Raw genomic sequence first — 13,428 nt, forward strand, 5'->3', positions numbered from 1 at the left:
AAAGTCCTCTTGCAAATTTCTTCACGTCCTGCAAAAAATTGCAGAGGCCGAACGGGGCGTCAATCCCCCAAACGTGCTGCAGCGCAACCAACGTCGTCGCGCGCACCAGAGAGCGATGAGGTCGCATGGGAGGTTTGTATCTCGGCATCGATGTCGGAACCGGAGGCGTGCGAGCCTGCGCAATTGATCCGCAGGGCGGCATCCTCGGCTTCGCTGCCGTCGCGCTGCCCGCACCGCGCGTCGACGGCAACGCCATCGACCAGACACCGGAGCTGTGGTGGCAGGCTACGGTGGCGGCCATCCGCAAGCTCGGCGGGAGCGTCGGTCTCGGCGACGTCACGCGCATCGTCGTGGACGGTACGTCGGGCACGCTGCTGCTGGTCGACGCCGCCGGCCGCCCCTGCTCGCCGGGGCTGATGTACAATGATGCACGCGCCACGCGCGAGGCGACGCGCGTGGCGGCGGCCGCTCCGCGCGAGAGCGGCGCGCATGGCGCGAGCAGCGCGCTCGCCAAGCTGCTCTATCTGCTGAGCCATGACTATATCGGCGATGCGCGCCATGCCGTTCACCAGGCGGACTGGATCGCCGGCCGGCTCGCGAACCATCACGGCATCAGCGACGAGAACAACGCGCTGAAGCTCGGCTACGACCCGGTCGCGCGCGTCTGGCCGCCCTGGCTTGACCAGCTCGGCGTGCGCGACGATCTGCTGCCCGACGTGCTGGTGCCGGGCACGCCATTCGCCGAGATCGATCCGCAGGTCGCGCGGTCGCTGGGACTGCCGCCAACAGCGCAGGTCGCCGCCGGCACCACCGATGGCGTTGCGGCCTTCGTCGCGACGCGTGCCGACCAGCCGGGCGATGCCGTCACCTCGCTCGGCACCACGCTCGTGGTGAAGCAACTTGCAACCCAGCCGATCTTCGCGGCCGACCAAGGCGTCTATTCGCACCGGCTCGGTGAGCGCTGGCTCGCCGGCGGCGCCTCGAACTCCGGCGGCGCCGCGCTGCTGGTGCATTTCACCGCCGCCGAGATGGAACGGCTGACACCGCAGATGACGCCGGACCAGCCGACCGGGCTCGACTACTATCCGCTGCCAAAGCCCGGCGAACGCTTTCCGATCGCCGATCCGGCGCTGGCCGCGCGGGTCACGCCACGTCCGGCTGAGGACTGCCGATTCTTCCAGGGGCTGCTCGAGGGTATCGCCTCGGTCGAAGCCCTGGCCTACCGCCAGTTGGCGCGGCTCGGTGCGCCGCGCCTGCGCCGCGTCATCGGCATCGGCGGCGGCGCGAAGAACGACGCATGGACCCGGATCAGGCATCGCGTCCTCGGCGTTCCCGTCTCGGTCGCCGAGCAGACCGAAGCAAGCTACGGCGCCGCACTGCTCGCGCTGAACGGAGGCCCGCCATGAAGGCCGACGCGACCGCGATCGCCGGCCTTCACGCCATCGCCGACCGCTTCGATCATGTGCTGCTCGACCAGTGGGGCACGCTGCACGAGGGACTGGCGGTGTTCCCCGCAGCGCTGGATTGCGTGGCGCGGCTGCGCGAAGCCGGCAAGCGCATCCTGATCCTGTCCAATTCCGGCAAACGCGCCGGCAGCAACCAGCGGCGGCTCGCGACGCTCGGCCTGCCGCCTGATGCCTATGACGGCGTGTTGTCCTCGGGCGAGGTCACCTGGCGCGGCCTGCATGCGCGCGAGCAGGCGCCCTTTGCCGAACTCGGACGCGCCTGCTTCCTGATCTCGCGCGACGGTGACCGCTCGATCGTCGACGGCACCGACCTTGTGGTGGTCTCGAACATGCGCGAGGCCGACTTCATCCTGCTCGGCGGTCTCGACGATGACGCGGCCGAGCCCGAGCGCTGGCGTGAGCCGCTGGCAACCGCTGCCGCACGGCAGCTGCCGATGCTGTGCGCCAATCCGGACCTCGTGATGTTCGGCGTCGCGGGGCTGATCCCTGCTCCCGGCGCGCTCGCCGCATTCTATCAATCGCTCGGCGGCACCGTGCTGTTCGTCGGCAAGCCGTATCCACCGATGTTTGCCGCCGCGCGCGATCAATTGGGACGGCCGCCGCCGAACCGGATCCTCGTCATCGGCGACTCCCTCGATCACGATATCGCCGGTGGACGGACCGCCGGCATGCTGACCCTGCTGATCGGCTCCGGCGCCCACCGCGCGACGCTTGCGCAGGCGAGCGATCTGCCGCGGGCGATCAAGACCGTGGCCGGCACGACGGCGCGGATGCCGCACTGGACGATGGACCATCTGACTTGGTGAGAACAGCCCCGATGCGACCGCCTCAAATGCTGGATGAACTGCGCCGCATGTCGGCCCGCGTCGGCAGGAATATGCTGCTGGTGCAAGGTGCCGGCGGCAATTCGTCGGTTAAGGATGGCGACGTGCTGTGGGTGAAGGCGTCGGGTACCTGGCTCGCCGATGCCGAGGACAAGGAGATTTTCGTGCCGGTCGCGCTGTCGGGGGGGCGCGCGGCGCTGACGCTGGGCGACGAACGCGTGCCGCTGGCGCCGAACGCCGCCACGACGCTGCGCGCCTCGATCGAGACCTCGCTGCATGCGCTGATGCCGCAGCGGATCGTGCTGCACGTCCATTCCGTCAACACCATCGCATGGGCGGTGCGCACCGACGCCCGCGACGAATTTGCCCGGCGCCTGGACGGACTGGCGTGGCGTTACCTCGACTATCACCACCCGGGGCTGCCGCTCGCACGCGCGGTCAGCGCGGCGATCGCGCAGGATATGGTCGACGTCCTGATCCTCGCCAATCACGGCCTGGTGGTCGGTGCGGCCACCTGCGACGCCGCCGAGGCATTGGTCGCCGACGTCGAGCAACGCCTCGCACTCGAGCAGCGCAGCGCACCGGCGGCAGATCATGACGCGCTCCGCACGATCTGCGCGGGCACCAACTATCGCCTGCCGCGAGATCCTCGCGGCCACGACATTGCCACCGACCGCTACAGCCGCGCGATCGCGACCAGCGGCTCGCTGTATCCCGATCACGTCGTCTTCCTTGGCCCGGGCCTGCCGGTCCTGGAGCATCGCGAGAAGCTGAGCGCCATGACCGCGCAGACCACCGCGAACGGACTGCCGCCGCCGGTTGCGCTTCTTGTCCCAGACCTCGGCAGCCTCATCCGCGAGGATGCGAGCGACGGTGCGGAAGCCATGCTGAGCTGTCTCGCACTGGTCACCTGCCGCCTGCCCCTGACCGCACGGGTCAACTATCTGACGGCAGAGAACGAGCATGCGCTGCTGAACTGGGACGCCGAGCGCTACCGCCGGCAACTGACCGCCGATCGCTGACCGTTGGTCGACGGAAGCGCTCGCCGCTTCATCCCTTCTCGGCGGAGAGAAACAGGCGGTAGGCCGGATTTTCGCTCTCGTTCCAGTAGGGATAGCCGAGCGCATCCAGCGCCTGTACGAACCGGGCGCGCTCGTGAGGCTTGACCTCGATGCCTGCCAAAATGCGTCCGTAGTCGGCGCCGTGATTGCGGTAGTGGAACAGCGAAATATTCCAGTCGGGCGCCAGGCTCTCGAGGAATTTCAGCAACGCGCCGGGACGCTCCGGAAACTCGAAGCGGTAGATGACCTCGTCCTTGAGCAGCGGAGCGCGGCCGCCCACCATGTAGCGCACATGGTCCTTGGCCATCTCGTTCTCGCTGAGATCGAGGATCGGATAGCCTTCCCGCCGAAGCAACTCCATGACCTCCCGCTTCTCGACCTCGCCGCGGCTCAGCGCGATGCCGACGAACAGTTGCGCCGGCGCGGTGGTCTCGGCAAAGCGGTAATTGAATTCCGTGATCGCGCGCGAGCCGAGGATGCGGATGAAGTGCCGATAGCTGCCCGGCTTCTCCGGCACGGTCACGGCAAGCAGCGCCTCGCGATGTTCGCCGACCTCGGCGCGGTCGGCAATGGTGCGCAGCCGGTCGAAATTCAGATTGGCCCCGCTGTTGACGGCAATCAGGCTGCCGTCACTGAGCGCGCCGCGCTCGGCGTAGGCCTTGAGGCCAGCGAGCGCCAATGCCCCGGAGGGCTCGGCGACCGATCGCACGTCGTCGAAGATGTCCTTGATGGCGGCGCACATGGCATCGGTGTCCACCGTGACGACCTCGTCGAGCAGGTCGCGGCAGAGGCGGAAGGTCTCGGTTCCCACCTTGCGGACGGCGACGCCGTCGGCGAACAGTCCGACCTGATCCAGCGCGACGACGTTGCCCTTGGCGAGCGCGGCCGCCATCGACGCGGCGTCCGCCGGCTCGACGCCGACGATCTTGATCGACGGGTTGAGGAATTTCACGAAGGCGGCCACGCCGGCCGCCAGTCCGCCTCCGCCGATCGGCACGAAGATCGCCTCGATCGGATCGGGATGCTGGCGCAGGATCTCCATCCCGACCGTTCCCTGGCCGGCGATCACATCGGGATCGTCGAACGGATGCACAAAGGTCAAACCACGTGCAGCCTCGATCTCCCTGGCCTTGGTTTGCGCGTCGTCGAACGTATCGCCATGCAGGACAACGTCACCGCCCAAACGCCGGACGGCCTCGACCTTGATGGCGGGCGTCGTCCTCGGCATGACGATCGTCGCCGGAATGCCGAGCTTGCGCGCCGACAGCGCCACACCCTGCGCATGATTGCCCGCCGAGGCGCAGATGACGCCCAACCTGCGCTGCGCCTCCGGCAGCCTGACGATCTTGTTGTAGGCGCCGCGAAGCTTGAAGGAGAAGATCGGCTGGAAGTCTTCCCGCTTCAGCAACACCGAGCGCGACAATCGCTCCGAGAGCCGCGGCATCGGATCGAGCGGCGTCTCGACCGCCACGTCGTAGACCCGTGCGGTCAGGATGCTTTGGGCGTAGTCGCGGAGCGCGTTAGCGGTCATCGGGTCGCTTCTGTCGATGGGAGGCAATCCTTATCGGTTGCACCTGCCCATCGTCGGCGCCGACCTGGCGAGCAGACGGCACGGAGCCGCCGCTACATCCAGCTCGAAGCATCGCATGACCGGAGGCTGGAGTGAAGCAAAGACAGCCGCTGCCAAAATATCGAAAACAACCCCATGCAAAGTAGCCGGCGGCGGCCGGCGTCGACCGGGCCACTTGACACGTCGGGCAACTCAGGGGTACATTTCTAGTATTCCGAATTACGCTGCCAAGCGCCTCCAGCACCGCAGCTGAATCGGTGACCCAGCCCAAAATGCCGCCCTGGCGTTGACCGCTTCACGCCATGCGACGCGATGAATTCCATCCCCTGCCATGGTCACCGGGCGCCTCCCAGCCCACCTCGGAGACGATCAGCGTGTCCTCGAGCTTGACGTAACCGCGCGCTGGATGCAGCAGCGCGGTTTCGATCGAGATCACCATCCCGCATTCGAGCGGCCGGTCGGCGTCGTACGGCGCGTAAGGGACCGGGCCGGTCGCGGTGAGGCGCGGCGCTTCGTGACTGACAAGCCCAATGCCGTGCGCGGTGAAGTCGAGCACCGCGCGATGCGGGGAAGCTTTGACGGCCGCCTCGCCCGCCGCGATGATGTCGCCGCCCATGGCGCCTGGCCGGATCGCGCGGCGGGCCACCTGCTGGATGTCCTCGATCTCTTGCAGCAACTCGCTAAGCTCGCTGTCGGGCTCGCCCAGGACGCCCATGCGGCTGAGATCGCCGATATAGCCCCGGTAGTTTCCTCCGGAATCGATCGAGATCACGTCGCCTTCCGCAAGACGCTGGTTCGACGGCGCGCGGTTATGGCTCTTGCCTGCGGCAATCAGGCAATATTCGAAGACGAGATCACGTTCCTGCTCCTCGCGGCGCAGACGAGCGACGACGTCATTCTTGGTCATGCCTGGCGCGCAGACCTTGAACGTGGCCATCATCGCATCGACGACCCGTTCGGAAGCCTCCCTGATGAGGTCCAGCTCGGCGGCAGATTTGACGGCACGAAGGCGCTCGAGTGTGAAATGGGCCTCACGGAATTCGGCGTTGCTGAGGCCAGCAAGCAGATGATCCCTGGCGTCGGCCGGCAGGAAACCTGTCTCGATGCCGATACACAGGGCCGCGCCCCCGAGCTTTCTCACATGCTCGATCGCGAGGCCGACCGCATCGATCGTTCCCCACGCCTCTGCTCTGACAGTCGGCGCCCATATCCGTCCGAGTTGCTGCTCGAACTTCTCCATCCGATTGCCGACGTAGATGGAATTTTCCGGGTGCCCTTTCTGATAGACGAACACCGGCAGATAGCGGCTGGTGCCTATCGCCTCCATGACGTCGAAGAAGAAGAAACGATATCCACCGAGCAAATACTGCACATTGTGACGCGAGGTGGCGATCAGGATGTCGAGCCCCGCCTCATCCATCAGCCGATCGAGCTTTGCAGTATCGAACGGCGCTGCCGTTGCGATCGCGTCGAGCGCATGGTCCATCGTATGCCCTTTCGTCTTTTCACTGTCCCGCTGCCGCTTTTGCGGCCAGCGAATTCGGTGCGGCGCCCGCGCCCCCGTTTTCGCCGAACAGGGCCACCGGACGCCCGTGCGGCTCGACGCCGAGGAATGTAAAGGCGAGCCCGATCAAGAGGCCTGCGCCGGCAAGAAAGCAGAACGCCGGCATCACTGCCGAGGCGGTCGCACCTGGATGCACGAGATTGTCCGCGCCGGCGATCAATGCGAGACACAGCGGACCTACGATCTTGCCTATCCCGTTCGAGAGCTGGGCCAGGCCGACCGCGCGTCCGGAAAGCTGAACCGGGAAGATTTCCGCCGGATAGGGCCCGATGTTCGAAAATCCACCGTCGAAGAACACGGCGCCGACGATCAGGAAGACCAGGAACAACGGTACCGAGCCGGCAAAGTCGTTGTGAAAATAGGCGGCGAGCGCCAGCGAAACCGCGGTGCCATAGCCCATCAACTGGCCACAGGGCTTGCGGCCGATCCGATGGGCGAGGAAGGCGAAGCCGGTCCGGCCGAGCACGCCGGCGAGGCTGACATAGATGAACATCTTGGCTGCATCCTGGGGAGAGACGCCGAGCAGCAGCGCCACGATCGTCGGTCCCCACAAGAACACACCGTAATTCGCCGTGCTGGCGCCGAACCAGATCAGGACGGTCAACCAGAAGCGCCGCTGCTCGGCAAAGAGATCGGCAAATGTCGCGGAACTCGCCGGCGGCAGCGCGGGCAGGACGAACTCATCGCCGCCGACCCGATAGAGTTTTCGGATGCTCGCCTGCGCCTCGCGGACGCGGCCCTTGCTGATGAGCCAGCGCGGCGATTCCGGCATGATGATCATGGTCAGAATTCCGAGGAGGATCGGCAAGAAGCCGACTGCCGCCAATCCGCGCCAGCCGACCAGCGGCAGCAGGAAACTCGCCGTCACCGACGCCGACAGCACGCCAAAAGCGACCGGGACGACCACGAGACTCGTGACCAGCGTGCGATGGCGGGTCGGTGCGAATTCGACGATAGCAGGAACCGCCGCCGCCGCGCCGGCGGCAAGGCCGAAGCCTACGAAGAAGCGCAGGATCGCAAACGCAACCCAGCCGTCTTCCGGAATGAACGCGATCGCGCCCGAGGTCAGGCCGCAGAGCAGAACGCCTGATGTCGCCAGCGGCTTGCGCCCGAAACGATCCGCGAGGATGCCCGCGACGAACGCCCCCAGCATCGCCCCGATGCCGGCACTCATCAGCATGATCGAGGTCTGCCCAAACGTCAGGTGCCATTTGGGCGCCAGTACCGAGACAAGAAACCCGACCACAAAGAAATCGAAGAAATCCACCACGCCGGAGATGGCGAAGATGATGATCGATAGCCAATAACGCGTCGTCACCGGCGCTTCGTCGAACGACACTGCGTTCGTTTGCTCAGCCATGGTCTCCCCCCGTTGTTGTCAAGCCGCCTTCTTTGTTGAACTCAGAAATACCGTCACCGCTTCCGCCACCCGCGCGGGGGCCTGGATCGACGCGACGTGGCCCGCGCCCGCGATGGTCATCGTCTCGACGCGCGCAAGATCGCGGGCGAGCGCAAATGTCTCCGCATTCGGGATCAGCCGGTCGTCGCTGCCCGCAAGCAGCAAGGTCGGGCGATCAAAGCCCGTCAGATCGGCGGCGACAGGCTGCGCGAGCAAGGCGCCGCGTCGCGCCTTCTGGCCGTCGTCGCGGCTGGAGCCCCGGAAGATATCGATCAGTTCGGGCCGCACGCGCAGGTAATCCGGCGGGAAGAAGAACTCCGCGATCTTCGGCGCGTTGCCTGCGGTGTCCGCGCGGTACGACGCGAGCGTGCGGAAGACATCCGCATTGATGTCCAGCGGGCTCCTGTTGACCTTCCAGGTGCTGCTCAGGATCAGGCGGTCGATGCGGCCGGGTTGGCGGGCCGCCAGCACTTGCGCGATCTGTCCGCCCAGCGAGGTGCCGAAGACATGGGCCCGATCGTAACCGAGCCCCGTGATCAAGGCCGCGGCATCATTAGCCAGATCGGCAAGCGAATAGGACGACGGAGGATTCCTGGTGGCGCCGGAATCGCGCTGGTCGTACGCGATCACGGTGAAGTTCGCCGCCAACGCCGGCGCAAGGCCGTCGAACATCGAATGATCTGCCTCGCCGCCATGCAGCAGCACGATCGGCTCGCCGCGTCCGGTTTTCTTGAACGCCGTGACGACGCCGTTGGATTCGAACGATTGCATGGGAGACTCCGCTAGTGCAGCAACGTCGAAAGCGCGCCGGCCAGTTCCTTTGCCGGATCCGATGGCAGCCACGGCATCCGCCACGCCACGTGACCGTCGGGGCGGACCAGCACGGCGCCGCGCATGCCCAGCTGGAATCCGTCCGCCGGATCGGCTGAGGGCAACTGCTTCAGCGACAGCGGCAAGGCGGTCTTCTCGGATACCTGTTTTCCCGCTTCCAGCCACTCGCTGCCGAGTGGGCCCGCGACGACGGTGAACCCTTTGTCGAACCAGTCGAGCGTTGATTTCTTGCGCGAAGGCTCGAGCCACATATGCGGAAAGCGCGCGCCGGGACGGTCCGTCGGCGTGTAGTAGCGGGAGTTCAACGCCTTCGCGACGGTGCCATCGGGAATCACCGCGCCCTCCTCGTAATTGTGTCCGAGGTTCTGGCCGATGCTGTGCAGGTGATTGTCCATATCGTTGATCCAGAACCTGATCCGGTCCGGATTGCGCGATCGCACGGCGTCGTCGGTCAGCCCAAATCGCAGCCGATTGCCGTAGCTGAAACTGGCATTGGATTGCGCGATCGGGCGGCGCTCGCTGGAATAGCTGTCGAGCAGCTTTTCGTCTGAGAGGCCCTTCAACACGAAGGCGAGCTTCCAGGCGAGGTTATGCGCGTCCTGAACGCCGGAGTTTAGGCCGAAGCCGCCGGTGGGCGGAAAACGGTGCGCACAGTCGCCGACCAGAAACACCCTTCCCTTTCGAAAGGTCTCGGCCACCTGCATGCTGACGCGCCAGATCGAGCGGTTCAAAAGCGTGACATCGAGATCCGGAATGCCGACATGGCCGCGCGCGATCTCGATGAACTCCTGGTCGGTCCACGGCCGCTCGCGATCGTCCTTGGTCAGGCCGATTTGCGTCACGGTCAGCCAGCGATCCCGGCCATTGGTGTTCAGGATGCCGGCGCGCGGCAGATCGGGCTTGTCCGGGATGATGATGAAGCCGGCGGCCTCGCGCGCGATCGGCAGCCGCGACAGGTCGGCACGCCAATACTCGTTCGACATCACCGCCAGCGTCGAGGGCCCGACCATCTCGATCCCGGCGCTGCGCCGCGTCTGGCTGCCTGCACCATCGGCGGCGATCAGGTAAGTCGCCGTCCACTGCGTCACCTCGCCGGTCTTTTCGCAACGTGTCGTGACGTTGACGCCGCTGTTGGTCTCCTCGAACGATTCACAGGCCGTGTTGAACAGAACCGTGGCGTGCTTGGACTTTTCGACCACCCGCAGGATCTCCTCCTCAACGGCGTCCTGGGCGACCAGGCTCTTCCAGGCGGGGGTATGCCCGACATTCGGCTCGGGACGGGTGCGGCCGAACTCGTGACCTGCGATGCTGTCGAGGAACACGAACATGTCCGAGTTGTCCTGCAGGCCGCGGTCGCGGATCGCCTGCTCGATCCCCCATTGCCGGAAGATCTCCATGGTGCGGACCCAGCAGCCGCGCGACTTGGGATGATCCGTCGTTGTTGGACTCTTCTCGACCACCACGCAGTCGATGCCGAAGCGATCGAGCAGCAATGACATCGCAAGGCCGACCGGCCCGCCGCCGGCGATGAATACGGACGTCCGGCGTGCCTCATCGGTGGCGATGCCCATCCTCGTCTCTCCTCCGTTTGATCGTTGCGAGGAGACTGCTCCTTTTTTGGTATCTCACAAGAATATGTTTGATATGGTATCCATCTCGATTTGAGATGGAGTGTCCGTCATGGACCTGCGGCAGATCCGCTATTTCGTCGCCGTCGCCGAGCGTGGCGGCTTTGCCGCCGCAGCGAGCACGCTGAACATCGCCCAGTCGGCGCTGAGCCGCCACGTCAAGGAACTCGAAGACGAACTCGGCGGCGCCCTGCTCGAACGCGGCGCGCGCGGGGTCTCGGTCACGGAATCCGGCAAGGTGCTGCTCGCGCGCGGGCGCTGGCTGCTTGGGACCATCGACGACATCAAGGCCGAGGTGCGCACGGAAAACCGGGAGCCGAGCGGTACGGTGCGGATCGGCGCGCCACCGAGCCTCGGCGATATCCTCTACCCGCCGCTGGCCCAGACCTTCGTGAAGCAATTTCCACGCGTGCGACTCGAACTGAGTGAGGGCCTGACGGAAAGCGCATCCGAGCGCCTGCTGCGAGGTGAGCTCGATCTGGCGATCGTGACGACGCCGTCGCCCAACGATCATCTCGACTATGAAACGCTGGTCGTCGAGCAGGTATTCCTGATCGGACCGTCGCGCGATCCGCTGCTGAAGCGCGGCCGACTGACCCGCAAGGAGTTCGACGCGTTGCCATCCGCGGTGGCCCCGCTTAGCCGCAACCCGTTCCCGTCGACCATGCTCTGCGCGGTGCGGGTCGACAACAGCACACCGATGAAGCGCATGGTGGCATCGGGACTCGGCTACGCGCTGCTACCCTTCTCGGGCATTCACCAGGAGGTGGCCGCTTGCGTGCTGTCGGCGGCGCTGTTGCCCTGGATGCGCGCCGAGCGCGTGCTGGCGCTTCCGCGCGGGCGGCCGGTGAGCCGGGCAACGCGCGAAGCAATTGCCGTTCTGAAGAAAATCTGCCGCGCCCTGATCGATGAGGGAATTATCCTGACGGTGGCGACGCGCAAGAGCTGAACCCGCCGCTCCACGCCAAGCGGCCTGCTCATTCCTCGCTGTAGCCCGACGCGCGGGCCGTATCCGTTGCGTCCGGCTCCAGCTTCTGATCGACCAATCGGCTTGACCATAGTTGTCATGACAACTATAGAGTCATTCCAAGATTGGCGATCAAGCCGGCTGTTCCCGCCGTGAGAAGACGCGAGCCGTGACGCGGCTCTGCGGGCGACTTTTCGCGACCGGCGGTTAGTCGAAGGGAGGACGTTATGAACGCTGCTTCGCAGACCCACGCGGCAAGGCTGAGCGAGATTTCCCGGCTCATCGACGACCGCCCCGGCGAACGCATCTTCGAAGTCGATCGCCGGATCTTCACCGATCCGGACGTGCTCGACGCCGAGCTGCGATATATCTTCGAGGCCACGTGGAATTTCATCGGCCTGGAATCCCAGATCGCCCGGCCCAACGACTTCGTCACCACCCATATCGGCCGGCATCCCATTCTGGTGATGCGGAGCGCTGAGGGCAAAGTCGGCGCCTTCCTCAACACCTGCCGGCATCGCGGAACGATCGTCTGTCCGTTCAAGCAGGGCCGGCAGAAGTTTCACGTCTGCCGCTATCATGGCTGGGCCTACGATTCGGGCGGCCGCAACATCTCGGTGACGGAGGAAGCGAGCGGACAGTATCCGCCGTCCTTCTCGAACCGGAATCACGACCTGCTCCCGGTCGCACGGCTCGGCTCGTATCGCGGATTCCTGTTCGCGAGCCTCTCGGCCGACGTTCCGCCGCTGGAGGAATTTCTCGGCGATACCCGCGCCTTCCTCGACCTCATCATCGATCAGAGCGACAGCGGCGAAGTCGAGTTCGTGCCGGGCGCCAGCACCTACACGTTCGACGCAAACTGGAAGCTGCAGTTCGAGAACGGTCTCGACTACTATCACTTCGCGACCACGCACAGCTCCTACGTCGATATCCTGAAGAAGCGCAATGCCAGCGCCGGACCGGATGCCGGATTCACTGCGGAGCCGGAAGGCGAGCAGGAAGGGCAAGGCAGCTTCAGCTTCGATTACGGCCACGCCGTCAACTGGTCGATCAAGCGCACGCAGCTCTATGGCCGGCCGCTCGGCATGGATCCGGCGCGTCTCGATGCCGTGCGGCAGCGCGTCGGCAGCACCCGCGCCAAATGGATGCTGCGCCAGCGCAACCTCACGATTTTTCCGAACCTGCAGGTCATCGACATCTTGTCGGCGCAGGTGCGAACCTGGCGGCCGCTGGCGCCCGACAAGACCGAGATGGTGTCGCATTGCCTTGCTCCGGTCGGCGAGAGTGCCGCGGCGCGCACGCTTCGCATTCGCAACTACGAAGACTTCTTCAATGCCTCCGGGCTGGCCAGCTCGGACGACAACGTCATGTATGAGTTCTGCCAGACCGGCTATGAGGCGACGACCGCCGCGCCGACGCAGGGCTATCTGCGCGGCGTCGCTGACATCGGCCACGGCGAGAGCGTGCACACGCGCGAGCTCGGCATCACCCCTCCCGAATGGTCGTTCGGTCCCACCAGCTTCGGCGGCGAGACGAACTTCCATCCCGGGTATCGCGAGTGGCGCAGGCTGTTGCAGCATGCCGCCGGGGAGACGGCGTGATGGCTACCGGCGCAATCAGGCAAACCGATGCCCACGCGGTCGCAGCCGCGACCATCTTCCGCGAGGCGCGCCTGCTCGATACCGGCGAATGGGCCGACTGGGTCGCGATGTACAGCGAGGATGCCGTCTATTGGGTGCCGGCCTGGCTCGACGAGTACACCACCACCAACGATCCCGACACGCAGGTCTCGTTGCTCTACCACGATGCACGGCGCGGGCTGGAGGAGCGGATCGCACGAATCGAGTCGCGCAAATCGATCACCGCGCTGCCGCTGCCGCGCACCGTGCACCAGATCTCGAACCTGGAAGCGTCCGAAACCGGGCCTGAACAGATCACCTGCCACTCGGTGTTCTCGGTCCACGTCTACGACCCGCGCGTCGCCAAGGAGCATCTGCGGCACGGGCGCTATGAGCACACGCTGCGGTGTGACGGCGAGACCTGGAAGATCGCGCGCAAGGTCATCACGCTGGTCAACGACCGCGTCCCGACCGTGCTCGATTTCTACAGCATTTGAGA

At 65.6% G+C, this 13,428-nt stretch carries 11 protein-coding genes; 6 read left to right on the forward strand and 5 right to left on the reverse strand.

Going from position 1 to position 13,428, the window contains the following annotated elements:
- Positions 1 to 125 precede the first annotated feature (125 nt).
- Genes IF803_RS30800 through IF803_RS30810 form a run of 3 tightly spaced genes read left to right on the forward strand, consistent with a single transcriptional unit; the run spans position 126 to position 3,312 of the window.
- Complete coding sequence (locus IF803_RS30800; protein ID WP_304496660.1) at positions 126 to 1,406, forward strand: FGGY-family carbohydrate kinase; 1,281 nt, start codon at positions 126 to 128, stop codon at positions 1,404 to 1,406.
- Positions 1,403 to 2,272 carry a TIGR01459 family HAD-type hydrolase gene (locus tag IF803_RS30805; protein ID WP_461194638.1) on the forward strand — a complete coding sequence of 290 codons (870 nt, stop codon included), beginning with the start codon at positions 1,403 to 1,405 and terminating at the stop codon, positions 2,270 to 2,272. The genes IF803_RS30800 and IF803_RS30805 overlap by 4 nt, the downstream gene beginning before the upstream one ends.
- A gap of 11 nt (positions 2,273 to 2,283) precedes the next feature.
- Entirely contained in the window at positions 2,284 to 3,312 is a 1,029-nt protein-coding gene (locus IF803_RS30810; protein WP_461194639.1) for a class II aldolase/adducin family protein, read from the forward strand.
- 28 nt (positions 3,313 to 3,340) lie between these two features.
- Here IF803_RS30810 and ilvA read toward each other — a convergent pair whose 3' ends face one another.
- The 5 genes from ilvA to IF803_RS30835 all read right to left on the reverse strand — a co-directional run bounded on the left by ilvA (position 3,341) and on the right by IF803_RS30835 (position 10,286).
- Positions 3,341 to 4,882 (reverse strand): threonine ammonia-lyase, biosynthetic, encoded by a 1,542-nt coding sequence (gene ilvA / locus IF803_RS30815; protein WP_461194640.1) that lies wholly within the window; start codon positions 4,880 to 4,882, stop codon positions 3,341 to 3,343.
- A gap of 334 nt (positions 4,883 to 5,216) precedes the next feature.
- Complete coding sequence (locus IF803_RS30820; protein WP_461194642.1) at positions 5,217 to 6,407, reverse strand: M24 family metallopeptidase; 1,191 nt, start codon at positions 6,405 to 6,407, stop codon at positions 5,217 to 5,219.
- 19 nt (positions 6,408 to 6,426) lie between these two features.
- On the reverse strand, positions 6,427 to 7,845 hold the full coding sequence (locus IF803_RS30825; protein WP_461194643.1) for an MFS transporter: 1,419 nt from the start codon (positions 7,843 to 7,845) through the stop codon (positions 6,427 to 6,429).
- An 18-nt stretch (positions 7,846 to 7,863) separates the two neighbouring features.
- Positions 7,864 to 8,739: an alpha/beta fold hydrolase gene (locus IF803_RS30830; RefSeq protein WP_461194644.1), complete on the reverse strand. Its 876-nt coding sequence runs from the start codon at positions 8,737 to 8,739 to the stop codon at positions 7,864 to 7,866.
- Positions 8,667 to 10,286: an FAD-dependent monooxygenase gene (locus IF803_RS30835; RefSeq protein WP_461194645.1), complete on the reverse strand. Its 1,620-nt coding sequence runs from the start codon at positions 10,284 to 10,286 to the stop codon at positions 8,667 to 8,669. The genes IF803_RS30830 and IF803_RS30835 overlap by 73 nt, the downstream gene beginning before the upstream one ends.
- A gap of 109 nt (positions 10,287 to 10,395) precedes the next feature.
- On the opposite strand from IF803_RS30835, the gene IF803_RS30840 reads away from it, so the two are divergent.
- The 3 genes from IF803_RS30840 to IF803_RS30850 all read left to right on the forward strand — a co-directional run bounded on the left by IF803_RS30840 (position 10,396) and on the right by IF803_RS30850 (position 13,426).
- On the forward strand, positions 10,396 to 11,292 hold the full coding sequence (locus IF803_RS30840; protein ID WP_461194647.1) for a LysR family transcriptional regulator: 897 nt from the start codon (positions 10,396 to 10,398) through the stop codon (positions 11,290 to 11,292).
- Positions 11,293 to 11,537: 245 nt separating this feature from the next.
- Positions 11,538 to 12,911 carry an aromatic ring-hydroxylating oxygenase subunit alpha gene (locus IF803_RS30845; RefSeq protein ID WP_461194648.1) on the forward strand — a complete coding sequence of 458 codons (1,374 nt, stop codon included), beginning with the start codon at positions 11,538 to 11,540 and terminating at the stop codon, positions 12,909 to 12,911.
- Positions 12,911 to 13,426 carry an aromatic-ring-hydroxylating dioxygenase subunit beta gene (locus IF803_RS30850; RefSeq protein WP_461194649.1) on the forward strand — a complete coding sequence of 172 codons (516 nt, stop codon included), beginning with the start codon at positions 12,911 to 12,913 and terminating at the stop codon, positions 13,424 to 13,426. The genes IF803_RS30845 and IF803_RS30850 overlap by 1 nt, the downstream gene beginning before the upstream one ends.
- Positions 13,427 to 13,428: the final 2 nt, after the last annotated feature.

This window comes from Bradyrhizobium sp. UFLA06-06 (genome assembly GCF_054820065.1).

Bases quoted from the DNA above. Each gene is read 5' to 3' on its own strand.
- IF803_RS30800 (WP_304496660.1), top strand. From the start codon at position 126: ATGGGAGGTTTGTATCTCGGCATCGATGTCGGAACCGGAGGCGTGCGA.
- IF803_RS30805 (WP_461194638.1), top strand. From the start codon at position 1,403: ATGAAGGCCGACGCGACCGCGATCGCCGGCCTTCACGCCATCGCCGAC.
- IF803_RS30810 (WP_461194639.1), top strand. From the start codon at position 2,284: ATGCGACCGCCTCAAATGCTGGATGAACTGCGCCGCATGTCGGCCCGC.
- ilvA (WP_461194640.1), bottom strand. From the start codon at position 4,882: ATGACCGCTAACGCGCTCCGCGACTACGCCCAAAGCATCCTGACCGCA.
- IF803_RS30820 (WP_461194642.1), bottom strand. From the start codon at position 6,407: ATGGACCATGCGCTCGACGCGATCGCAACGGCAGCGCCGTTCGATACT.
- IF803_RS30825 (WP_461194643.1), bottom strand. From the start codon at position 7,845: ATGGCTGAGCAAACGAACGCAGTGTCGTTCGACGAAGCGCCGGTGACG.
- IF803_RS30835 (WP_461194645.1), bottom strand. From the start codon at position 10,286: ATGGGCATCGCCACCGATGAGGCACGCCGGACGTCCGTATTCATCGCC.
- IF803_RS30840 (WP_461194647.1), top strand. From the start codon at position 10,396: ATGGACCTGCGGCAGATCCGCTATTTCGTCGCCGTCGCCGAGCGTGGC.
- IF803_RS30845 (WP_461194648.1), top strand. From the start codon at position 11,538: ATGAACGCTGCTTCGCAGACCCACGCGGCAAGGCTGAGCGAGATTTCC.
- IF803_RS30850 (WP_461194649.1), top strand. From the start codon at position 12,911: ATGGCTACCGGCGCAATCAGGCAAACCGATGCCCACGCGGTCGCAGCC.